The 20,610-nt window shown below is 70.9% G+C and carries 19 protein-coding genes; 4 read left to right on the plus strand and 15 right to left on the minus strand.

What is annotated here, in order from left to right:
* Positions 1–9: 9 nt before the first annotated feature.
* From ACYVF3_RS29040 to mftA, 7 genes are all read right to left on the minus strand, one after another.
* On the minus strand, positions 10–1,296 hold the full coding sequence (locus ACYVF3_RS29040) for an FAD-dependent oxidoreductase (RefSeq protein WP_461157461.1): 1,287 nt from the start codon (positions 1,294–1,296) through the stop codon (positions 10–12).
* A complete protein-coding gene (locus ACYVF3_RS29045) occupies positions 1,289–2,215 on the minus strand; it encodes a mycofactocin-associated electron transfer flavoprotein alpha subunit (RefSeq protein WP_461157462.1) in 927 nt (308 codons plus the stop codon). The genes ACYVF3_RS29040 and ACYVF3_RS29045 overlap by 8 nt, the downstream gene beginning before the upstream one ends.
* A complete protein-coding gene (locus tag ACYVF3_RS29050) occupies positions 2,212–4,155 on the minus strand; it encodes a mycofactocin system FadH/OYE family oxidoreductase 2 (RefSeq protein ID WP_461157463.1) in 1,944 nt (647 codons plus the stop codon). The genes ACYVF3_RS29045 and ACYVF3_RS29050 overlap by 4 nt, the downstream gene beginning before the upstream one ends.
* Positions 4,152–6,029, minus strand: a complete 1,878-nt coding sequence (locus ACYVF3_RS29055) for a mycofactocin system FadH/OYE family oxidoreductase 1 (RefSeq protein WP_461157464.1) — start codon at positions 6,027–6,029, stop codon at positions 4,152–4,154. The genes ACYVF3_RS29050 and ACYVF3_RS29055 overlap by 4 nt, the downstream gene beginning before the upstream one ends.
* A gap of 2 nt (positions 6,030–6,031) precedes the next feature.
* On the minus strand, positions 6,032–7,210 hold the full coding sequence (gene mftC, locus ACYVF3_RS29060; RefSeq protein WP_461157465.1) for a mycofactocin radical SAM maturase: 1,179 nt from the start codon (positions 7,208–7,210) through the stop codon (positions 6,032–6,034).
* Between the two features lie 145 nt (positions 7,211–7,355).
* The gene (mftB, locus tag ACYVF3_RS29065; protein ID WP_461157466.1) at positions 7,356–7,631 is read right to left on the minus strand and encodes a mycofactocin biosynthesis chaperone MftB; all 276 of its coding nucleotides are present in this window, start codon (positions 7,629–7,631) and stop codon (positions 7,356–7,358) included.
* 2 nt (positions 7,632–7,633) lie between these two features.
* Positions 7,634–7,738 (minus strand): mycofactocin precursor MftA, encoded by a 105-nt coding sequence (gene mftA / locus ACYVF3_RS29070; RefSeq protein ID WP_461157467.1) that lies wholly within the window; start codon positions 7,736–7,738, stop codon positions 7,634–7,636.
* Between the two features lie 82 nt (positions 7,739–7,820).
* Between mftA and mftR the strand changes: the two genes are divergently transcribed.
* Positions 7,821–8,426, plus strand: a complete 606-nt coding sequence (gene mftR, locus ACYVF3_RS29075; protein WP_461157468.1) for a mycofactocin system transcriptional regulator — start codon at positions 7,821–7,823, stop codon at positions 8,424–8,426.
* On the opposite strand, the gene ACYVF3_RS29080 is transcribed toward mftR, so the two are convergent.
* From ACYVF3_RS29080 to ACYVF3_RS29100, 5 genes are all read right to left on the minus strand, one after another.
* Entirely contained in the window at positions 8,420–9,544 is a 1,125-nt protein-coding gene (locus ACYVF3_RS29080) for an NDMA-dependent alcohol dehydrogenase (protein WP_461157469.1), read from the minus strand. The genes mftR and ACYVF3_RS29080 overlap by 7 nt on opposite strands.
* Positions 9,545–9,608: 64 nt before the next feature.
* Positions 9,609–10,448, minus strand: a complete 840-nt coding sequence (locus tag ACYVF3_RS29085; protein WP_461157470.1) for a universal stress protein — start codon at positions 10,446–10,448, stop codon at positions 9,609–9,611.
* Between the two features lie 60 nt (positions 10,449–10,508).
* Entirely contained in the window at positions 10,509–12,188 is a 1,680-nt protein-coding gene (locus ACYVF3_RS29090; RefSeq protein WP_461157471.1) for a TIGR03767 family metallophosphoesterase, read from the minus strand.
* 108 nt (positions 12,189–12,296) lie between these two features.
* Positions 12,297–13,214 carry an acetamidase/formamidase family protein gene (locus tag ACYVF3_RS29095; RefSeq protein ID WP_461157472.1) on the minus strand — a complete coding sequence of 306 codons (918 nt, stop codon included), beginning with the start codon at positions 13,212–13,214 and terminating at the stop codon, positions 12,297–12,299.
* A gap of 73 nt (positions 13,215–13,287) precedes the next feature.
* Positions 13,288–15,579, minus strand: a complete 2,292-nt coding sequence (locus ACYVF3_RS29100; protein WP_461157473.1) for a transketolase-like TK C-terminal-containing protein — start codon at positions 15,577–15,579, stop codon at positions 13,288–13,290.
* Between the two features lie 129 nt (positions 15,580–15,708).
* Between ACYVF3_RS29100 and ACYVF3_RS29105 the strand changes: the two genes are divergently transcribed.
* Entirely contained in the window at positions 15,709–16,191 is a 483-nt protein-coding gene (locus ACYVF3_RS29105; RefSeq protein ID WP_461157474.1) for an Lrp/AsnC family transcriptional regulator, read from the plus strand.
* Here ACYVF3_RS29105 and ACYVF3_RS29110 read toward each other — a convergent pair.
* On the minus strand, positions 16,156–17,193 hold the full coding sequence (locus ACYVF3_RS29110; protein ID WP_461157475.1) for a DNA polymerase IV: 1,038 nt from the start codon (positions 17,191–17,193) through the stop codon (positions 16,156–16,158). The genes ACYVF3_RS29105 and ACYVF3_RS29110 overlap by 36 nt on opposite strands.
* 36 nt (positions 17,194–17,229) lie before the next feature.
* Between ACYVF3_RS29110 and ACYVF3_RS29115 the strand changes: the two genes are divergently transcribed.
* Together ACYVF3_RS29115 and ACYVF3_RS29120 are read left to right on the plus strand one after the other, a co-directional pair.
* Complete coding sequence (locus ACYVF3_RS29115; RefSeq protein WP_461157476.1) at positions 17,230–17,703, plus strand: NUDIX domain-containing protein; 474 nt, start codon at positions 17,230–17,232, stop codon at positions 17,701–17,703.
* 32 nt (positions 17,704–17,735) lie between these two features.
* Positions 17,736–18,236 carry a DinB family protein gene (locus ACYVF3_RS29120; protein ID WP_461157477.1) on the plus strand — a complete coding sequence of 167 codons (501 nt, stop codon included), beginning with the start codon at positions 17,736–17,738 and terminating at the stop codon, positions 18,234–18,236.
* A 95-nt stretch (positions 18,237–18,331) separates the two neighbouring features.
* On the opposite strand, the gene ACYVF3_RS29125 is transcribed toward ACYVF3_RS29120, so the two are convergent.
* Together ACYVF3_RS29125 and ACYVF3_RS29130 are read right to left on the minus strand one after the other, a co-directional pair.
* Entirely contained in the window at positions 18,332–19,582 is a 1,251-nt protein-coding gene (locus tag ACYVF3_RS29125) for an MFS transporter (protein ID WP_461157478.1), read from the minus strand.
* Between the two features lie 180 nt (positions 19,583–19,762).
* Positions 19,763–20,581 (minus strand): alpha/beta fold hydrolase, encoded by an 819-nt coding sequence (locus ACYVF3_RS29130; RefSeq protein WP_461157479.1) that lies wholly within the window; start codon positions 20,579–20,581, stop codon positions 19,763–19,765.
* Positions 20,582–20,610 lie beyond the last annotated feature (29 nt).

Genomic DNA, 20,610 nt, shown 5'->3' on the forward strand with positions numbered 1-20,610 from the left:
CTCGCCTCCTCAGCCGAAGGTGCGCAGCCCGGTCCAGGCGTCCGCGGCGAGCTTGCGCAGGCGGACGCCGTGACGGGCCGCGGTGTCGCGGAAGAGCTTGCCCATAGCCGGTTTCGGCTTCGGGTTGCCGACGGTGAACACGCCTTGGGCGAAGTCGCACAGCAGCTTCGGGTACTGCTGCTGCACCCGCTCGGACAGCACCAGACCGGGCGCGCGTTGCAGCCGCTTGTGGTCGGCGAGCACGAAGTTGTCCTCCAGGCGTTTCCGGTAGCCGTCGAGCGCACCGCCGTTCTCGACGGCGTCGGCGGCGGTGCGTCCGGCGGCGAGCCCGGAGCCGAGGGCGAAGTTGACGCCCTCCAGCCAGATCCCGGCGGCCAGGCACATCGCCGCCGCGTCACCGGCGATCAGCATGCCGGGAGCCGACAGCGGTGGCATGCTGCGGTATCCGCCTTCCGGGATGAGGTGCGCCGAGTACTCCTTGAACTCCGCCCCTCGCAGGTAGGGCGCGATCGCCGGGTGCGCCTTGAGGTCGGCGAGCACGTCCTCCGGCCGCCTGCCCGAGGACGCCAGACCGGTGAGCGAGAGCACGACTCCGACGCTGACCGTCTCGCGGTTGGTGTAGAGGAAGCCGCCGCCGGGGATCTCCCCCGTGCAGCCGAGGATCTCGAAGTCCGCGCCCTGGTCGCCGCCGAGCTGGAAGCGCTCCTCGATGGTCTCGCGCGGCAGTGCGAGCGTCTCCTTGACGCCGAGGGTCTGGTGCTCCGGGTCCTTCTCCGGCAGCAGCCCGGCCTGCTTGGCCAGGAAGGAGTTGACGCCGTCGGCCGCGATGACCACGCCAGCCCGGATGTCGCCGTCCGGCCGGTCGGTGCGCACGCCGGCGATCCGGCCGTTCTCCCGCAGCAACCCGGTGGCCACCGTCGAAGTCACCAGCCGCGCTCCGGCCTCGACCGCCTTGTCCGCCAACCACGAATCGAAGTCCGCGCGGTAGGTGGTCATCCCGTTGTAGGGCTCGCTCCCCCAGTCCTCGCTGCGGAAGTCCACGGTCAGCGCCTGGTTCTCGGTGAGCATCATGGTGCTGCGCCGGGTCACCCAGCGCTGCACCGGCACCTCGCGCCACCACTCCGGCAGGACCTCGTCGAGCACCCGGCCGTAGACGACCCCGCCGTAGACGTTCTTGGAGCCGGGGAACGGCCCGCGTTCGAGCAGGATGACGCTGCGCCCGGCGCGGGCGAGTTCCAGCGCGGCGGCCGACCCGGCGGGTCCGGCGCCGACGACGACGGCATCGACTTCAGGCATCTCGTCTCCGGCGGTCGAGTTCGCGCAGGACTTCGGGGGCGTCGGCGATGATCCCGAGGTCCGCCATCGCGGTCATCGGGCACGACGGGTCGGTGTTGATGCTGACCACGTGCTCGGGCCGGCCCAGGCCGCCGGTGTGCTGGGTGGCACCGGAGATGCCGAAGGCGACGTAGAGCTGCGGGTCGACGACGACGCCGGTGGTCCCGATCTGCCGGTCGTGCCCGGCCCAGCCCGCGTCGGTGACCACGCGGGTGGCCCCGGCGGAGGCTCCCAGCCACGCCGCGACCTCGGTCAACGTTCGCATCGCGGCGGTCCCGTCCGCACCCGGGCCGACCAGACCGGCGCCTCCGCCGAAGATGCGGGTGGCTTCGGTCAGCTCGACCGTCTCCGGTTCGGGCTCGCGGACCTCGACCACCTCGGCGTCGAGCGCCTCCACCGGATCGACGGTCAGCGCGACAGGTTCCGGCGGCGGGAGCGGGTGGCCGACGCCGCGCACTCCTGGCGTCAGCGTGACCACGACCGGTCCGTCGAAGCGGACCACGACCTCCACCGAATCGTCCACCCTGGACAGTTCTGCAGCGTCGGTGCCGCAGCGGACCGCACCCGCGTGCAGCGGTCGACCGGACTCGAACGCCAGCCGTGGCGCGAGGTCTCGCCCGTCCGGCGAGGCGGGCAGCAGCACCACCCGCACCCCGTGCAGCGCGGGCGCCAGCGTCGCGGCCAGCGATCCGGGTGCGACACAGGGTGTTTCGACGTTCCAGGCACTGCGCGCGGTCCGGAGCCCCTTCGCCGCGCGTCCCGTCCCCGTGCCCGCGAGCAGCACGGCACCGCCGGCCTCGGCGACCGCCTCGTCCGCTCCGCCGGGCAGTGCGCCGTCGCGGACCACGACCACGGCCAGGACCTCCGGGAGCGCGTTCACAACGCCACCGCCGCTCGATGCCCCTCGACCACGGCGGCGTGCGCTCGGCGCGGGGCGAGGCAGTCGCCCACCCGGTGGACCGGGAAGGGGGCGTCGCGCAACTCCTGCCACAGCTCGTCGACCGGGCTCTGGTGCACGGCGCACACAACCCAGTCGAAGACGTCCTCGGTCATCGCACCGGTGGTGTGCTTGAGGATCTGCAGCGACACTCTGTCGCCGTCGGCCGCAGCGCCCATCACGACCTCGTCGGTGCGCTGCCCGATCCCCTTGGCGTGGGCGCGGATGGCGAAGGTCTCCATGTCCAGCGTGACGCCGAGGTCCTGGCAGACGACCATCCCCGGGGTGCTGATCTGCACCCGGCAGCCCCGGTCGGCCAGCAGCTCGGCGACCGAAGCCGCCTGGTGGAAGCCGAGTTCGTCGACGATCAGCACCTCGCCCTCGGGCGCGGCGTCACCGGTGAGCACGTCGCGGACGTCGACCACGCGCGGCAGCTCACCCGCCCAGTGCGGAGGCTCCGGGCGAGCACCCGTGGCCAGCACGACCGCGTCGGGCCGCTCCTCGCGCAGCAGCTGCGCGGTGGCCTCGACCCCGGTCTTGATGTCGACGCCGTAGCGCTGGCACTCGGAGCGGAGGTTGCGCACCACGTCCAGGAATTCCGCCCGCCCCGGCACGCTCGCGGCCTCGGACACCTGCCCGCCGGTCTCCGGTGAGCGTTCGAAGAGGGTCACGTGGTGACCGCGTTGGGCGGCGGTGGAGGCCGCTTGGAGGCCCGCGGGCCCACCTCCGACCACCAGGACCCGGCTGCGCCTGCGCGGTTCCGGCAGCGCGACGGATTCCCGCCCGGTGCGCGGGTTCTCGATGCAGCCGAGCCAGCGGTTGAGACCCATCCGGCCCACGCACTCCTGGTTGCAGGACAGGCAGGTCCGGATCTCGGTGGCGTGACCCGACCGGGCCTTGGCCGCGAAGTCGGCGTCGGCGATCTGGCCGCGCACCACGCCGACCAGGTCGCAGTGTCCCTCCTCCAGCGCGCGTTCGGCCTGCAACGGGTCCTTGATGCGGCCGACGCCGACGACCGGGAGGTCCACCGCCTTGCGGATGGCGTTGGAGATGAACAGCGCGTAGCCCGGCGGGATCGCCATGGACGCCTCGATCATGTACAGCGTCGAGGTGGCCACGCCGATCGAGGTGTTGATGTAGTCGACCTGTCCGGTGGCCTCCACCATCCTGGCGACCTCGACCGCCTCGTCGATGGTGGTGCCGCCCTCGATCAGCTCGTCCCCGCAGATCCGCACGCCCAGCGCCCGGTCCGGCCCGAGGGACTCGCGGACCGCGGCGACGATCTCCAGCAGCAGCCTCGCCCGGTTGGCCAGCGATCCGCCGTAGGCGTCGGTGCGCTTGTTGGTGGCGGGTGAGAGGAACCCGCGCACGATCGACGAGTGCGAGCACTGCAGCTCCACCCCGTCGAACCCGCCTTCGGCGCAGTGCGCGGCGACGGTCGCGTACCCGGCGACGATCTCGGCGATCTCGTCCGCATCCACGGCTTTGGGCACTTCCCGGAACATCGGGTCCGGCACAGCGGAGGGTGCCCACACCGGCAGCCGCGAGTACATCGACGACGCCTGCCCGCCGTTGTGGTTGAGCTGCGCGAAGATCGGCGCCCCGTGGGCGTGCACGGCCTCGGTGATCCGGCGGTACCCGGAGATCACCGACGGGTCGAACCCGTGGATGAGCTTCTCGTACGGCCAGTCGGTGGGGTGGGTCGAGTGCTCCTCGGTGATCACCAACCCGGCACCGCCCTCGGCCCGGGCGGCGTAGTACGCGGCGTGCTGCTCGGTCGGACGGCCGTCGCGGGCGTAGTTGGTCAGGTGCGCGGAGAACACGATGCGGTTGCGCACCGTGACCGGTCCGAGCCGCAGCGGGGAGAACAGGTAGCGGGTCATCGCAGACCTCCCGCGACCCGGCGGCCTTCCAGGACCGCCTCGTGGATCGTGCGGGGCGCGACGCAATCCCCGATCCGCCGTCCGCCGAGCTGCTGATCCGGCAGCCGGTGTCCGCAGTGGACGACGGTCGCGGCGGACCGCTCCCGGGGTTCGGCGGTGTGGACGTCCTCCAGGACCACGTGGTCGTCGCGCACCTCGCGCAGCAGGGAGCGCTTCTCCAGCGCGACCCCCGCCCGCTGCAGCCGGGCGTTGGCGTCGGCGAGGTCGCCGGTGAGCGCGAGCTGCGTGCCCACGACCTGGTCCTGCGTCACGATCGCGGTCTCCACTCCTCGGGATGCCAGCAGCTCGGCCACGCCGACGCCGACGAAGTCGCCGACGGGATCGTGCACGACGACAGGGCCTTCCGGCGTCTGACCGCTCAGCGCCTCGACCACGTCCAGCACGACGCCTCCGTCGATCTTGAAGCCCCAGGGGCCGGGCGCCGAACCGGTGGCCACCACGACCTCGCGGCCGGACAGCTCCTCGTGCCGGGCCTCGGCACCGAGACGCACGGCGACCCCGAGGCGCCGGATCTCAGATTCCCACCACCGGATCAGTTCGAGCAGGCGCCCGCGCCCGGCCACCTCGGCCGCGGTCGGCACCATCCCGCCGAGGCGCTCGGCGCGCTCGACGACTTCCACGCTCCGCCCCCGCAGCGCCAGCACCCGCGCGGCCTCCAAACCGGCAGGTCCGCCGCCCACGACCACGACCGGTTCCCCACCGGGTGAGGTGATCTCCACCGCGACCGGGTCCGGCTCGGTCTCGTGGCCCGCGGCGGGGTTGCCGATGCAGGTGACCAGCGGGTTGCGGTTGTCCCGGACAACGCACTTCTGGTTGCACAGGACGCACGGGCGGACCGGGGTGCCCGCGCGGGTCTTGACGACGAGGTCGGGGTCGGCGATCTGAGCTCGGGTCATCTCGACCAGGTCGGCGACGCCGTCGTCGAGCGCCCACTGGGCCTGTCCCGGATCCACGACGCTGCCCTGGAGGACCACCGGCGTGCCACCCGCGGACTCGCGGATCGTCCGGCAGAGCTCGACGTTGAAGCCGGGCTCGGTGTGCAGGTCGGGACGGGTCGCGGAGGTGCCCATCGCAGAACCGCGGACCACCGCGACGTAGTCGGCCTGATCGCGGATCGCCTCGACGATCCCGGCCGCCGCGTCCGGGGTGATCCCCGCCCACGGGGCGAGCTCGTCGCACGACAACCGCACGCCGATCACGCCGTCGCCGACCGCGTCACGCACCGCGTCCAGGACCTCGCGCAGCAGGCGGGTGCGATCGGTCCCGTAGTCGTCCCCGCGCAGGTTGGTCAGCCCGGACAGGAACTGCCGCAGCAGCGAGAACTGACCGGCGTTGAGCTCCACGCCGTGCAGGCCGCTGCGCGCCGCCTCACCAGCGGCTCGGGCGAAACCCCGTACCAGCTCGTCGATCTCGGGTTGTTCGAGCTCCATCGGCATCTCGCGGCCGGCCACGTCGGCCACCCGCGAAGGCGCCCACAGCACTCGCTGCGAGAACGCCGACGAGCCCTGCGAACCGGAGTGCCCCAGCCCGGCCAGCACCACGGTCCCGTGCGGGCGGCAGGCCTCGGCCACCGCCGCCCAGCCCGGACCGCAGTCCGAGGCCAGCGGGGCGCGTTCGTAGGGCCAGTCCGAGTCGTGCACGCTCGCGGTCTCGGTGACCAGCACGCCGGCACCACCGGCGGCGCGCGCCGCGTAGTAGGCGACGTGCCGGTCCGAGATGTCGCGAGCGCGGCCCAGGTTCGTCTCGTGCGGTCCGAACAGGACGCGCGACGGAGCGGAGCACGGGCCGAGCCGAAACGGTTGGGCGAGGCTCATGGCTAGCTCACCAGCGGTGAGGAGTCGCACGGCTTCGCGGGCATGGCCGGCATCCCGAGCCCGACCTTCCGCGAGGAGCGCGAGTGGTCCTGGGTGGCCTTGGGCAGCTCGTCCTTGTCCACGATGGACAGCGCGGACTGCCCGTACCCCTGCACGCACTCCGGATCCGGACCGTCGAGCGGGAGCCCGGTGAAGAACTTCGCGGCCATGCACCCGCCCTGGCAGGCGTCGAAGTGCGAGCAGGAGGCGCACGCACCGGCCGACTGCGGCTGGCGGAGGTCGTTGAACAGCTCCGATTCCCGCCACACCTTGGCGAAACCGCCTTCTCCGCGGACGTTCCCGCCCTTGAAGACGTCGTGGATGGCGAACGGGCACGCGTAGACGTCGCCGACCGGGTCGATCAGGCACACCACCCGGCCCGCCCCGCACAGGTTCAGGCCCGGCAGCGGGGTCGAGCCCAGTGCGTTGAGGTGGAAGAACGAGTCGCCGGTGAGCACCTGGTCGCCGCGGGCCACCAGCCAGTCGTAGATCTGCCGCTGCTGGGCGTCGGTGGGGTGCAGCTCGTCCCACACGTCGGCACCGCGCCCGGACGGCCGCAGCCGGGTGATGCGCAACTGCGCGCCGAAGCGGTCGGCGATGACCTTGAAGTCGTCCAGCTGGTCGACGTTCTGGCTGGTCATCACCACGGAGATCTTGAAGTCGCGCATGCCGGCGTCGGAGAGGTTCTGCAGCGCGGTCATCGCCATGTCGAACGATCCGGGACCGCGCACCGCGTCGTTGACCTCGCGCGTCGCGCCGTCGAGTGAGATCTGCACGTCGACGTAGTCGGTGGCGGCCAGCCGGCGCGCGCGTTCGGCGTCGATGCGCAGGCCGTTGGTGGAGAACTTGACCCCGACCTGGTGGTCGATGGCGTAGTCGAGGAGTTCCCAGAAATCGGGCCGCACGGTGGGTTCACCACCGCCGACGTTGACGTAGAAGACCTGCATCCGCTGCAGCTCGTCGATGACCGCCTTCATCTCGTCGGTCGAGAGCTCGTCCGGGTCTCGCCTGCCCGAGGAGGACAGGCAGTGCTCGCAGGCCAGGTTGCAGGCGTAGGTCCATTCCCAGGTCAGGCAGATGGGCGCGTCGAGACCGCCCTTGAACTGCTCGACGAGGGAGGGAACCGGTGCTGTGGTGGTCATGTCGGCTCACTTCCAACGGGACTTCGTCGTCTGCATTGGATCCGGGCATGTTCCCCGCCCCCGAGCGCGCTTGGCGCTCCGCGCGCGGTTCGTGTGTGAGGTGCGCGAAGTTTTCATGAAAACTTCCCCCACCCACAAAAAGCTCCTAGTCGTTCTGCGGACGAATCATGTCCGAGGCCGCGAGGGAGGCCAGGGCGTCGCGGAACTGCGGCCGACGCTGCTCGGGGATGTCCGCCAGCGCGTCTTCGACGCTGGCGTGGTCACCGAGGTGGCGAACGAGTTCCACCAGTTCGGGCACTTTCAGGAACGACAGCTTCCGGTTTCCGAAGTGGTACGCGAGCGCCCCGAAGGGCTCGGGGCGCAGCGCGACCTGCGGGTTCAACCGGTAGCCGCGGTCGATGTCGAACTCCGCGGCGGCCACGGTCAGTAGACCCCGCACATCCCGTCGATGGAGACTTCTTCGACCAGGAGCTCTTCCTCGACGACGGGCTCGGTTCCGGTGCTCTGTTCGATCTGCTGCTCAGCCATGCGATGCTCCTCACAGTGTCGAGCTACCATCGACACGGTATTTGCACCGAGTGCACATTCACAAGACGTGGAGCGGAATTCGTTGCGGCCTGACACATCTGGAGCACAGCGACCCGGTGGACGGCGAAAGATCACCACTGCGGCGGAACTTGAGCAGGTCGCCTTCGACCTGTTCGACGAACAGGGCTTCGAACGCACCACGATCGCCGACATCGCCGCTGCCGCCGGCATCGCCCGGCGCACGTTCTTCCACTACTTCCCGTCGAAGAACGACATCCCGTGGGGCGACTTCGAGGCGGGGCTGGAGCGGATGCGCGCCGAGTTCCGCGCGCTGCCGGAGGACGTCCCGCTCATGGAAGCGGTGCGGCACTGCCTGGTGGAGTTCAACCGGGTGCCGGACTACCAGGTCCCCGCTCATCGCAGGCGGATGCGCCTGATCATGGGAGTGCCCGCGCTGCAAGCGCATTCGACGCTGCGCTTCGAGTCCTGGCGCGAGGTGGTGGCCGAATGGGTCGGCCACCGCCTCGACCAGTCGTCAACCGCGCTGATCCCGCAGACCATCGCCCACGCCGCGCTCGGCGTGGCCTTGGCGGCCTATCAGCACTGGCTGGACCATCCCGAGAGCAAGATCGCGGATCTGCTCGACACGGCGATGCGCGAACTCGCCCGGGCTCACGCCGATCAGTAGTCGGCGTCGGTGTAGCGGATCAGACCGCGGAGGTTCTTGCCCGCCATCATGTCGGCGTAGCCGGTGTTGATGTCCTCCAGCTTGTACTCGGTGGTGACCAGCTCGTCGAGCTTGAGCGTGCCGTTGCGGTAGTGCTCCAGCAGGCGCGGGATCTGGGTCCGCGGGCTGACACCGCCGAAGATCGCTCCCTGCACCCGCTTCTGCAGCAGGGTCAGCTCGAAGAGGCTGAGCTGGGCGTCGATCTGGTCCGCGCGCCCCATGCCGGTGACCACGACCTGACCGCCCTTCTTGGTCGTCGACAGCGCGGGTTGCAGGTGTTCGCCGGTGGTCTCGCCGATGCAGATCAGCACGCTGTCGGCCATCTGACCCCAGGTCAGCTCCCCGACGGCCGCTTGGGCCTCCTCCATCGTGGCGAAGGAGTGCGTGGCGCCGAGCTCTTCGGCCTTGGTCCGCTTGAAGTCGACCGGGTCCACCGCCACGACGTAGCGCGCTCCCGCGGCGGCCGCGCCCTGCACCGCGTTGATGCCGACACCACCGCAACCCACGACGACCACCGTGTCGCCTGTGCGGGTCTCGCCGATCTCGGTCGCCGTTCCCCAGCCGGTCGACACGCCGCAGCCCAGCAGCGCCGCCTTGTCCAGCGGGATGTCCTTCTCGATGGTCAGCACCGAGGCCTGGTTGACCGTCACGTACGGCGCGAAGGTTCCCAGCAGGCACATCGGCGCCGCCGGAGCCCCGTTGACGGTGATGCGGTGACCACCGGAGATCGCGGTGCCGGAGAGCAGGCCCGCGCCCTCGTCGCAGAGGTTCTGCATCCCCTTGGCGCACGCGCGGCATCGGCCGCAGCCCGGGATGAACGTGAGCACCACGTGGTCGCCCTCGTTGATCCCGGAGACGCCCGCCCCCACCTTGGTGACCACGCCGGCGCCCTCGTGGCCGCCGACCGCGGGGTAGAGCGCCATCGGGGTGGCACCGGTGCGCAGGTGCTCGTCGGAGTGGCACAGGCCCGAGGCCGCAAGCCTCACCTGCACTTCGCCCTCGATCGGATCGCCCAGCTCGATCTCTTCGATTTCCCAATCTCTGCCCGGCTCGTGCAGGACTGCGGCCTTCGTCTTCATGTCCACTCCTCGTCGAGTGCGGAAGAACGTTCGGAACGAGAATGAGAAACCGATCAGACCCAAGTCAAGGCCGCGAACGAACGATCAGCAGCGGTGACGGTGTGTGGTGGATCAGCTTGTGGCTGGTGGATCCCAGGTGAGCGCCCGCGACTCCACCTCGCCCGTGCGCGCCGACGACCACCAGTTGCGCCTCGGTCGAGTGGTTGATCAGCGCGGCCACCGGCGAACCGCGGCCGACGATCCGCTCGACCGCGACACCGGGGAAGCGCTCCTGCCACCCGGCCAGGGCCTCGGCCAGGAACCGCTGCTCGGTATCCGCGATCTCGTCAGTGGGCAGCCTGCTGCGCAACCACTTCAGGTCGATGCCGACGATCTCCCAGGTGTGCACCACGCGCAGCGGTTCACCGAGCGAGTCGGCCACCCGGAACGCCTGTGCGAGCACCGGAGCGGCGGACTCGGCGTCGTCCACACCGGCCACCACCGGCCCGGCGGACGGGAAGGTCGGCGGTTCGCCGACGTCGGGCACGACCGCCACCGAGCCGAGCGCGTGCGCGGCGACCTTGACCGCCACGGCGCCGGCCAGCAGACCGGTGAAGCCGCCGAAGCCTCGGTCGCCCACCACGAGCAGTTCGGCCGCGGCCGACTCGGCGACGAGCACCCGCTCCGGAGGTCCCGGCAGCGCCGCGGTGGTCACCTGGAGGTCGGGCTGCTCGGCGGAGGCCTGCCCAACGGCGTCGGACAGCGCGCGGGCGACCGGCTCGCGGACGTGCTCCTCGCCGGGATGCTCGGTCGGGTCCGCGTAGACGATCCGCAGCCCGCACCCGCGACGCACGGCTTCGCGCGCCGCCCACGCGGCCGCGTTGCGCGCGACCGCTGAGCCGTCGACTCCCACCACGACGTTCATCGCGTCCTCCCCGGTCGAGACCTCCAGGGTCCTCGACCGGGGCTCCGCCCGCCTTCCGGATCAGCGCGGCAGGCGGCCCGGCAGGAGCAGCTCGGTGTTGCGGTCGGTGTGCTCGCCGAGCTGCGACAGATCGGTGTGCGGGTCGTTGAACGACAGCTCCCGGTACAGGGCGGCCAGCGCCGCGGGCGAGCGGTCGTCGTAATCGGCCTGGTAGGGGCTGTCTGCCTCGATGAGCGTGGTGAACAGCGAGACCGTGCCGTCGTGGTTGTCGGCGATCTCGATGACCCTGGCCAGCTGCGGGAAGTCGACGTGCGACGCGGTGTTGATCTCCCAGAAGCCGCGTTCCGGTTCGTCGGCGGTGTGCGGGGTGATGGTGTTGCGGTGGGTGTGCCCGTTGACCCAGGCCAGCACGTTCGGGAACCGCTGGAGCAGCCGCACCACCCCGGCACCGCTCACGCGGGCCTCGCCGGGCGAGCGGAAGTCGGGCCACAGCGCGGTCATCGTGTCCGAGGTGTGGTGGCTGAACAGCACGAACATCTCGTCGGTGACGTGCTGGGCCTGCTTGCGGCCGACCTCGTCGTAGTAGCCGGAGCTGCCCCGGGTGAGCACCTGCTCCAGCCACCGGTACTGGCTGAGCCCGAGCGAGCCCTCGGCCAGACCCGCGGTGTTGGTGCTGTCCATGGCGATGCCGGTGACGCCCGGCGCGATCCGGAAGGTGTAGTGCGACGCGGGGTCGTCGGCGTCGAAGCCGTGCCCGACCGGACCGGGCCCGGTGTGGGCCTCGTCGAGGTGGGCGGCGATGAACTGCTCGGGGGTGAAGGGGTGGCGCCGCTCGTCGGGCGTCACGGTGCGCACGATCGTGTTGCCGCCGAGCACCATCTGGCCGGAGGTCTCCCGCGTTCCGCGCAGCATCTCGGCGACCGCCCGGGCTTCGCGCTCGTCCCGGCCGATGATCTTGCGATCACCGGTGTACCAGTCGTTGACGCGCGGGATGGCCTGGTCGGCGAGCGTACCCATGACGCTGTTGTCGTGGTTGCCGAACACGGCGTACCAGGGGATGTTCAGCCCCGGGCTCTCGAAGGGCCGCAGCGCGTCGGTGAGCAGCCCCGGCAGCACCGGGAAGCCCCGCTCCCGGAAGCGGTCCTCGACGCCGCCTTCGGGGTGCCAGTACAGCGGATCGCCGGAGTCCTGGACGCCTTCGTAGTGCGCGGCCCCGGTGTTCTGCGCGATCCGCCCGCCGTTGAGGACGGCGAAGTACCAGTCGAGCTCGGCGAACTCGTGGTTGTCGGTGCTGTCGCCGGTGGTGATCATGAAGTCCATCGGGCGGCCGGTGACCGGGCCGGTGCGCAGCTCGTTGACCCGCTGCACCAGGTGGGAGGCCGACAGCGCGCCCAGCGTCTCCTGCGGCCGGAACGCCCCGCCGGCCAGCGGGTGCAGGTATTCGAAGCGGGCCGGGCTCTGCGCGTCGGTCACGTGCAGGTCGGTGAACTGGGTGAACGCGGTGACCGGGGTCCGGCGGTCCACCCGTCCGGGATCGGCGGGGGCGAGTTCGGTGCGCACCACCTGCGGCCAGCCGGGTCCGGCGATCAAGCGCCGGTAGCCCTCGCCCGCCGACGGTTGCGCCGCCACCTCCAGCGTCGTTCGCGCAGGTCGAGCGCTCGCCGACGCGGAGCCGAAACCGAGTGCCATGCCCGTGATCCCTGCGGCCAGCATGAAGCCGCGCCTGCTCACATCCGCCATGTCCAGTCCTCTGATCGCCCCGTTGAACTGATCAGAAAACCTTTCATGTTTTGCGCTTCCGATACACCCCGGTTCAGGTGAAAACGAGGGGAACACCGCCCGAACGGCTCAATCGAGCACTCCGACCGGCAGCACCGCGTGCACTCCCCAGGTGCCGTTCGCGATCTGGGTGATGCGCAGGTCCACCGTCGCGCTCGCCAGCGCCAGCGCGGCACCGCGGTCCAGGGCCTGCTCGATCTGCAGCCAGTCGAGCATCGCGCTCAGCGCCGTGGCGGTGGCCTCGTTGAGGTCGGCGTCGAACCCGAAGGTGACCAGCCCACCGGGAGCTTCCGCGTGCACGCCCGGAACCGGACGGTCCACGACCAGTTCGAGGCGCACCCGCGTGGTCATCCCGCACTCGATCGCGGTGCCGCCGACTTCTCCGTCGCCCTGCCTGGCGTGGCCGTCGCCCAGCAGCAGCATCGCGCCGGGGACCGTGACCGGCAGGTACAGGGTCGAGCCTGCGACCAGCTCGCGGCAGTCGATGTTGCCGCCGCCTTCGGCGCGCGGCGGGATCGTCGAGTGCTCACCCGGCTCGTCCGGCGGCATGCCGACCACTCCGAGGAACGGCGCGAGCCGCACGGTGTGCCCGTGCTGGTTCGTCGCGGTTCCCCCGCCCAGCTCCCACAACAGCCAGGCCCGCTCGACGTCGGCCACCCGCAGCCTGCGCAGCAGCCACTCGTCCTTGCCCGCGGACGCGGTCCAGCCCCACTCGGCCGGCGTCAGCTGCTCGAAGTGCACGGCCAGCACCATCCCCGGCTTGGCGCCGCGCACGGCGATCGGGCCGGTCAGGCAGTGACCCCGGCGCTCGGCGAACATCAGGGGCCGCTGCTCCCCCGGCACCGCTTGGCGCTCCAGGTGGCCGCTGGAGTCCAGCGACTCCACCGTCACCACGTCCCCGGAGTCGACCTCCAGGACGGGCGCGGTGTCCCGGCTGAACACGTCGACGACGCTGTCGGGCTCTGCCCTGACCTCGAACGAACCCACCACGACCTCCGCCCCTCGAACCTCCCACACCCAACCAGGGCAGGCGTGCCGAGGCCAAGAGAAGGAGCCCAGGTCAGCTGTGGGTCACGTCGAGGGCGGCACGGATGATGCTGTCGGTGTCGAGACCGTGGTGCCGGTAGACGTCGTCCAGCGAACCGGACTGGCCGAAGCCGGTGACACCCAAGTGCGCACCGCGAACCCCGTTGACACCGGCCAGAAACGCCAGCGCGTGCGGGTGTCCGTCCAGGACGGTGACCATCGGCCTCGCTCGCTCCGCGGGCAGGACCTGGCCCAGCACGCCCCGGTCGGCATCGCCGCGGTGAGCCCGGAACAGCAGGTCTGCGCTGGTCACGCAGACGACATCGGCCCCGATGCCCTGGTCCGCCAGCCGGTCGGCCGCGGCGAGGGTCTCGGTCATCAGCGCGCCCATGCCCACCAGCGTCACCTGCGGGTCCGGGTCGCGCCGCAGCAGGTAACCGCCACCGACGACCTGCCTGCGGCGACGCTCGCGGGCCGCCGGATCAGCGGGCACCGACCCCAGCGACTGGTCCACCGGACGCGTCGAGAGCCGCAGGTAGGACGAGGACCCGCCGGGCTTGCCCAGCTGCGACATGGACTCCAGCAGGCACCACTCGGTGTCCACCGCGAACGCGGGCTCGTAGCTGGTCACCCCGGGTTGCTCCAACCCGATCGACGGCGTGCCCACCGACTGGTGCGCCCCGCCCTCGGGCGCCAGGCTCACCCCGGAGGGAGTTCCGACCAGGATCGACTGCCCGCCCGCGTACACGCCGAAGGACCACGGTTCCAGCGCGCGCCCCAGGAAGCAGTCGTAGACCACCCCGATCGGCAGCAGCGGCTGACCCCACCGGCTCCACGTCGACCCGAGCTCGCCGAGCAGACCGACCAGGTTGGTCTCGGCGATACCCAGCTCGATGTGCTGACCGGCGGGCCGTTCCCGCCAGTGCAGGATCGTCTCGGCGTCGTCGGCGAACCAGTCGACGCGTTCCGCAGGCGACCACACGCCGACCTTGTTCAGCCAGCCGCCGAGGTTGGTGGTGGAGCTGACGTCCGGCGCGAGCGTCACGATCCGCTCGGCTGCCTCCGGCGCCTCGCGGGTCAGGTCCAGCAACGTCCGTCCCAGCGCCGCCTGCGTCGTGGTGGTCCCGCTGGGGGTGCGCCCGATGTCGGCGGGCAGCTTCGGCGGCTTGACGCGGGCGCGTTCGCGACGACGCAGCCGCGAAGCCGTTTCCGCGCAGCGCTTCCCGGCCTGGCTGTCGTCGGCGAAGCGGTGCCACGGGTCGTCGAGGTCGGCGCCGAGGAGCGTCGCCAGCTGCCGCATCTGCTCCTCGCCGAGCAGCGAACCGTGGTTCTGCGGGTGGCCTTCGGTGGACAGGCCGTAGCCCTTGATGGTGTAGGCGAAGATGACCGTGGGCCGGGTGTCGTCGATGGCCTTGAACGCGGAGTCGAGCGCGTCCAGGTCGTGCCCACCGAGGTTGCGAATCGCCGTCGCGAGGGTGTCGTCGTCCACATCGGACAGCAGTTGCTCGAGCGCGCTGTCCCCTGCGGGAATCCGCTCCCGGAGCTGTTGCGGGGTGCAGCGCAGCAGGCGCTGGTACTCGGGGTTGCTCATCCCGTCGATGCGCTCGCGCAGCGCCGCACCTCCCGGGCGGGCGAACAGCTCTTCCAGCACCTGCCCGTACTTGAGGGTGATCACCTGCCAGCCCGCGGCGGTGAACATGCCCTGCAACCGGTGGGCGGCGATGTTGGGCACGACGCGGTCCAGCGACTGCCGGTTGAGGTCGACGATCCAGACCACCTCGCCGAGATCGGCGACGGTCGGGTCGAGGATCGCCTCCCAGCAAGCACCTTCGTCCAGTTCGGCATCTCCGAGCAGCGAGTACTGGCGTCCCTTGCCGGATCCGCCGCCGTGGGTGTCGACGTAGCGGCGGGCGACGGCGCCCCAGATCGGCGCGGTGGCACCGATGCCGACCGAACCCGTCGAGTAGTCCGCCGGGTCGGGGTCCTTGGTGCGGCTCGGGTAGCTCTGGATGCCGCCGTAGGAGCGCAGCGTGCCCAGGTGCTTCTCGTCGAGCGAGCCGAGCAGGTAGTTGATCGCGTGCAGCACCGGCGAGGCGTGCGGTTTCACCGAGACGCGGTCGGCGGCGGTCAGGTGCTCGAAGTACAGCGCGGTCATGATCGACACCATCGAGGCGCACGACGCCTGGTGCCCGCCGACCTTGAGCCCGGAGTTGTTGGGCCGCACCCGGTTGGCGTGGTCGATCATCGCGGTCGCCAGCCAGAGCACCCGCTGCTCGACCGCGCGCAGATCCGCCGTCTCGGTGCGCTCCGGTACCAGGCTCGTCATCACGCCTCCTCGCGTTGCCACATTGCGCTCAGAAGAACACCAAGACAAGAATCACTGCACAAGCCCTGTCCGGCGAATCGAGCAATCTGCTCACCGGGCGGGGCGGGAACGACCGACGAGGTGAACAGATTGCCCACCGCCGAGCCGCTCGACGACATCGACATCCGGCTGCTGCTGGCCCTGCGCGAGGAACCGCGGGCGACCGTGGTCGCACTGGCCGATCGAGTCGGTCTGTCCCGCAACACCGTTCAGGCGAGGCTGGCGAAGCTGGAACCGAAGCTCGGTTCGTTCGAACGCCGCATCGACCCGTCGACGCTCGGTTACCCGCTGACCGCGTTCATCACCGTCCAGGTCACCCAGCAGCACCTCGACCGGCTCGCCGACGCCCTGGCCGAGATCCCGGAAGTGGTGGAGGTTTTCGGCCTCACCGGTGACTCGGACCTGCTGGTGCGGGTGGTCGCCACCGACGCCGACCAGCTCTACCGCATCGCCGGTCGCGTCCTGGACACCCCGGGCGTGGAGCGCACCAGCTTCTCGCTGGCCATGCGCACTCTCGTCGACTTCCGCGTCACACCGCTACTCGCGGACAAGCTCCGCACGGACGCCCAGTAGCCGGACCGGCCGGTCCAGCGGGAACCGGCCCAGGGCCAGCTGCGCCGCGACGTCGATGGGCCCGAACGCCCTGGTGGGTTCGGTCAGCGTGACGCCGTGGGTGTGGGTGCCGAAGCGGGAGTCGCGGACCTTGACCACCACGCGCCTGGCCAGGGTGTCGTCGGCGGCCAGGTCCTCGGATACCTGGCGGGCGAGCCGGGTGATCTCGGCGCGCATCGGTTCGACCTCCCGCAGGTCGCGCTGGAAGGTGACCTCGCGGCCGTGCGAGCGGGCGCGGAACGGCTCGTCGCTGACCGGGCTGGAGTCGTAGCCGTGCGCGACCGCCACCAGCCACGGACCGATGTTCGGCCCGAACTCGCCGGCCATGTCCGCCATCGAGGTGGCCGCCAGGTCGGCGACGGTGGCGATGCCCCGGGCAGCGAGCTTCTTGGCGGTCTTGCCGCCGACGCCCTGCAACGCGTCGGTCGGCTTGCCCGCCATCACCTCGACCCAGTTGGACATGTCCAGCCGGAACACGCCAGCCGGTTTTCCCATGCCGGAGGCCAGTTTCGCCCGGAGCTTGTTGTCGCCGATGCCGATCGAGCAGTTCAGCGCCGTGCGCTCGCGCACGTAGCGCTGGATGTAGCGGGCCGTGTCGACGGCGTCCTCGGTGTCCACCAGCATGAACGCCTCGTCCCAGCCGATGACCTCCAAGATCCCGCCCAGCTCGCCGAGCGCGGTCATCACGTCGGCGGACGCGGCCAGGTAGGTCTCCCGGTCCGCAGGCAGGAACACCGCCTCCGGGCACCGCGCCGCCGCGGTGCGCAGCGGCGTCCCCGACTTCACGCCCTGGGCGCGAGCCTCGTAGGACGCTCCGGCGACCACGCCGCGTTCGGTCGGATCACCCGATCCGCCGACCAGCACCGGCTTGCCGACCAGCTCAGGATGCCGGAGCAGTTCCACCGCGACGATGAACTGGTCGAGATCGATGTGCAGCACCACCCGTTCCACGACGGTCAGCATCGTCGGAAACGCCCGGTCGCGCCAGGTCCCGCGCCGATGCGCGAGACTGATGCGGTGAGCAAGCGAAGTGCCGGAATCCTGCTGTACCGACTCGACGGACCGAGCGTGCTGGTGGTGCACCCGGGCGGACCGTTCTTCAGGAACTCCGACGCCGGGGCCTGGACGCTGCCCAAGGGCGAGCACGAACCGGACGAGGAGCCCCGGGCCGCGGCGCTGCGCGAGTTCGCCGAGGAGACCGGCATGTCCCTGGACGACCGCGAGATGCTGCCGCTGGGCGAGGTCCGGATGCGCAGCGGCAAGGTCGTCGTCGCGTGGGCCGTCGAGGGCGAGTTCGACGTGGACTCGTTGCGCAGCAACACCTTCGAGATCGAGTGGCCGCCGCGGTCCGGCCGCAGGCAGACCTTCCCCGAGGTCGACCGCGCACTGTGGTGCGACCCGGACACCGCCCGCGAGAAGCTCAACCCCGCCCAAGCCACCTTCGTCGACCGCCTCGTCGAACTGTTGCGCTGATCTCGGGGGCCCGCCTCCGGCACACTGCTGCCATGGAGCAGATCGACCCACCGATGACCGGCGGCGAGCGCGAGACGCTGCGCCGCTTCCTCGACCACCACCGCGGCATCCTCGCGAGCAAGTGCGCGGGGCTCACCGACGAGCAGCTGCGCCTGCCCGCCTCGCCCCCGTCGACGCTGACGCTGCTCGGGCTGGTCCGGCACATGGCCGAGGTGGAGCGCGTCTGGCTCCGGCTGTGCGTCAACGGCGAGCACGACCTGACCCGGGTGTGGGCGCACGAGGACTTCCAGGTCGCCTTCGACGTCTCCGATGCCGGCACCGACGAGGCGTTCGGCGCGTGGGAGGCGGAGGTCGAGCGAGCCCGCCAGATCGAGCGCTCCGTCGACTCGCTGGACACCGTGCTCTGGCACCCGCGGTGGGACGAGCACCTGTCGCTGCGCTGGATCGTCCTCCACATGATCGAGGAGTACGCGCGCCACAACGGTCACGCTGACCTGCTCCGCGAAGCCATCGACGGCAAGACGGGGGACTAAGCGCTGTTCAGGGGTTGTCTTGCACGGCGCCACCGGGGAATGACGCGATCGGGCCCCGCCCGGAGTGACCGGACGGGGCCCGACCCGCCAGAGCCTCAGGCCTCCAGGGAGCGGTCCCTGGTTTCGCGGCTGGCCAGCAGGGCGCCCAGCGTGATCGCGCCGGCGACCGCCAGGTAGACGCCGACCCAGCCCAGACCGAACGAACCGGCCAGCCAGGTGGCGATGTAGGGCGCGACCGAGGCGCCCAGCAGGCTCGCCAGGTTGTAGGACACCGAAGCGCCCGTGTAGCGCACCGCGGTCGGGAACAGCTCGGGCAGCAGCGCCCCCATCGGACCGAAGGTCATGCCCATCAGGCCCAGGCCGACCACCAGGAACAGCACGGTCGCCACCGTCGAGTGGGCGCCGAACCACGGCCCCATGAGCAGGCCGAACACGATGATCGCGGTCGTGGTGACCACCAGCGTGGGACGCCGCCCGTAGCGGTCGGCCAGCAGCCCGGCCACCGGCACGGTCAGCCCGAAGAACACGACGCCGACCAGCAGCATCACCAGGAACGTCGAGCGCTCGTAGCCCAGACCGGACTCGGAGGTGCCGTAGGACAGCGAGAACACCGTCATCAGGTAGAACAGCACGTAGGTGGCGAGCATGATCAGCGTGCCCAGCACCAGCGCCTTGAGGTCGGTGCGGAAGACCTGCACGAACGGCACCTTGGCGCGCTCGTTGTTCTCCAGCACCTTCGCGAACGCCGGGGTCTCGTTCAGGCTCAGCCGCACCCACAGGCCGACGATCACCAGCACCGCCGAGACCAGGAACGGGATCCGCCAGCCCCACGAGGCGAACGCGGCGTCGGACATCACGCCGGAGAGGATCAGGAACAGGCCGTTGGCGAAGAAGAACCCGATCGGCGCCCCCAGCTGCGGGAACGTGCCGAACAGCGCTCGCTTGCGCGGTGGTGCGTTCTCGGTGGCCAGCAGGGCGGCTCCGCCCCACTCGCCGCCCAGGCCCAGTCCCTGGCCGAACCGGCACAGCGCCAGCAGCAGCGGCGCCACGATGCCGATCTGAGCGTAGCCGGGCAGCAGGCCGATCAGCACCGTCGAGATGCCCATCGTCAGCAGCGACGCCACCAGCGTCGCCTTGCGCCCGATGCGGTCGCCGAAGTGGCCGAACAGCGCCGAGCCGACCGGCCTGGCGACGAAGGCGATGCCGAAGGTCGCCAGCGAGTTCAGCGTCGCCGCCGCCTCATCGCCCGCCGGGAAGAACAGCTTCGGGAAGATCAGCACCGCGGCCGTGGCGTAGACGTAGAAGTCGTAGAACTCGATCGAGGTGCCCACGAGGCTGGCGAGCACGACCTGTCGGGTCGAGTTCCGCGGGGCCGGCGGCCCCGATTCCCCGGAGCCTGGCACATGCGATGCCGAGGCGTGGCCGACAGCCATAGCGCCGAACCTCCTGATTAACACGAACGGACGAACGACACCCTAAACCTTCGGCGACCACGTCCCGAGACGGGGTTCCCGCATGCTGGACGCTCAGGAGGCGAGGAAATCCATGATCAGCGCAGTCACCCGCGCCGGGTTGTCCTCCTGGACGAGGTGTCCGGCCTGTGGGATCCACTCCAAACGGGCCTGCGGGATGCGCCGCGCCAGCTCCCGGCCGCGGTCCGCCGGCAGCCAGGAGTCCTCCTCGCCCCAGCCGATGAGCACCGGGCAGTCCAGGTCGCCGTAGCGGTCCTCGACCTCCCGGGTGTAGCGCTCGTCGGCCTGGGCGATCTGCCGGTAGAAGGCGGGCTGGCCGTCCTCGCCGAGCCACGGCTCGACCATCCTGTCCAGCACCTCGGGCCGCAGCTCGCGGTGCGCGGCGGTGGCCAGGTAGCCGCGCACCAGCGACTCGTGCAGGTGCGGCGGCAGCGCGGCGAACACCGGTGCGTTGACGTTGACCAGGCGGAAGAACTCCGAGCCCCACGGCCGGACGCTCACCGCGTCCAGCAGCGCCAGCCGCCGGTACCGCACCCCGTCGAGCAGCGCGCTGCGCAGCGACACCGCGCCGCCGAAGTCGTGCGCGATCACCGAGGGCTCGTTGATCCCGCAGTGCCGCAGCAGCCCGGTGAAGACCTCCTGCTGCGCGGCCAGCGACACGTCCTGCCCCTCGAACTTCTCCGAGGTCCCGTAGCCGGCCATGTCCCACAGGTGCACGCGGTAGCGCGCGCTCAGCGCGTTGGCCACGTCCCGCCACACGAAGGAGGAGAACGGCGTGCCGTGCATGAGCACCACGTCCGGCCCCTCCCCGAAGCTGTCCCACCGGACCTTCCCGTGCGGGGACTCGTAGACCTCGGCGAGCTCCCAACCCATCTACGCCTCCGCAGCGATCGAGGAAACAC

The organism is Saccharopolyspora tripterygii, from assembly GCF_054778355.1.

Excerpts from the sequence above, each read along its gene's own strand:
- ACYVF3_RS29115 (WP_461157476.1), top strand. The coding sequence starts at position 17,230 with ATGCGCGAGACTGATGCGGTGAGCAAGCGAAGTGCCGGAATCCTGCTG.
- ACYVF3_RS29050 (WP_461157463.1), bottom strand. The coding sequence starts at position 4,155 with ATGACCCGCTACCTGTTCTCCCCGCTGCGGCTCGGACCGGTCACGGTG.
- ACYVF3_RS29040 (WP_461157461.1), bottom strand. The coding sequence starts at position 1,296 with ATGCCTGAAGTCGATGCCGTCGTCGTCGGCGCCGGACCCGCCGGGTCG.
- mftC (WP_461157465.1), bottom strand. The coding sequence starts at position 7,210 with ATGACCACCACAGCACCGGTTCCCTCCCTCGTCGAGCAGTTCAAGGGC.
- ACYVF3_RS29130 (WP_461157479.1), bottom strand. The coding sequence starts at position 20,581 with ATGGGTTGGGAGCTCGCCGAGGTCTACGAGTCCCCGCACGGGAAGGTC.
- mftA (WP_461157467.1), bottom strand. The coding sequence starts at position 7,738 with ATGGCTGAGCAGCAGATCGAACAGAGCACCGGAACCGAGCCCGTCGTC.
- ACYVF3_RS29090 (WP_461157471.1), bottom strand. The coding sequence starts at position 12,188 with ATGGCGGATGTGAGCAGGCGCGGCTTCATGCTGGCCGCAGGGATCACG.
- ACYVF3_RS29055 (WP_461157464.1), bottom strand. The coding sequence starts at position 6,029 with ATGAGCCTCGCCCAACCGTTTCGGCTCGGCCCGTGCTCCGCTCCGTCG.
- ACYVF3_RS29110 (WP_461157475.1), bottom strand. The coding sequence starts at position 17,193 with ATGCTGACCGTCGTGGAACGGGTGGTGCTGCACATCGATCTCGACCAG.
- ACYVF3_RS29085 (WP_461157470.1), bottom strand. The coding sequence starts at position 10,448 with ATGAACGTCGTGGTGGGAGTCGACGGCTCAGCGGTCGCGCGCAACGCG.
- ACYVF3_RS29100 (WP_461157473.1), bottom strand. The coding sequence starts at position 15,579 with ATGACGAGCCTGGTACCGGAGCGCACCGAGACGGCGGATCTGCGCGCG.
- ACYVF3_RS29120 (WP_461157477.1), top strand. The coding sequence starts at position 17,736 with ATGGAGCAGATCGACCCACCGATGACCGGCGGCGAGCGCGAGACGCTG.
- ACYVF3_RS29080 (WP_461157469.1), bottom strand. The coding sequence starts at position 9,544 with ATGAAGACGAAGGCCGCAGTCCTGCACGAGCCGGGCAGAGATTGGGAA.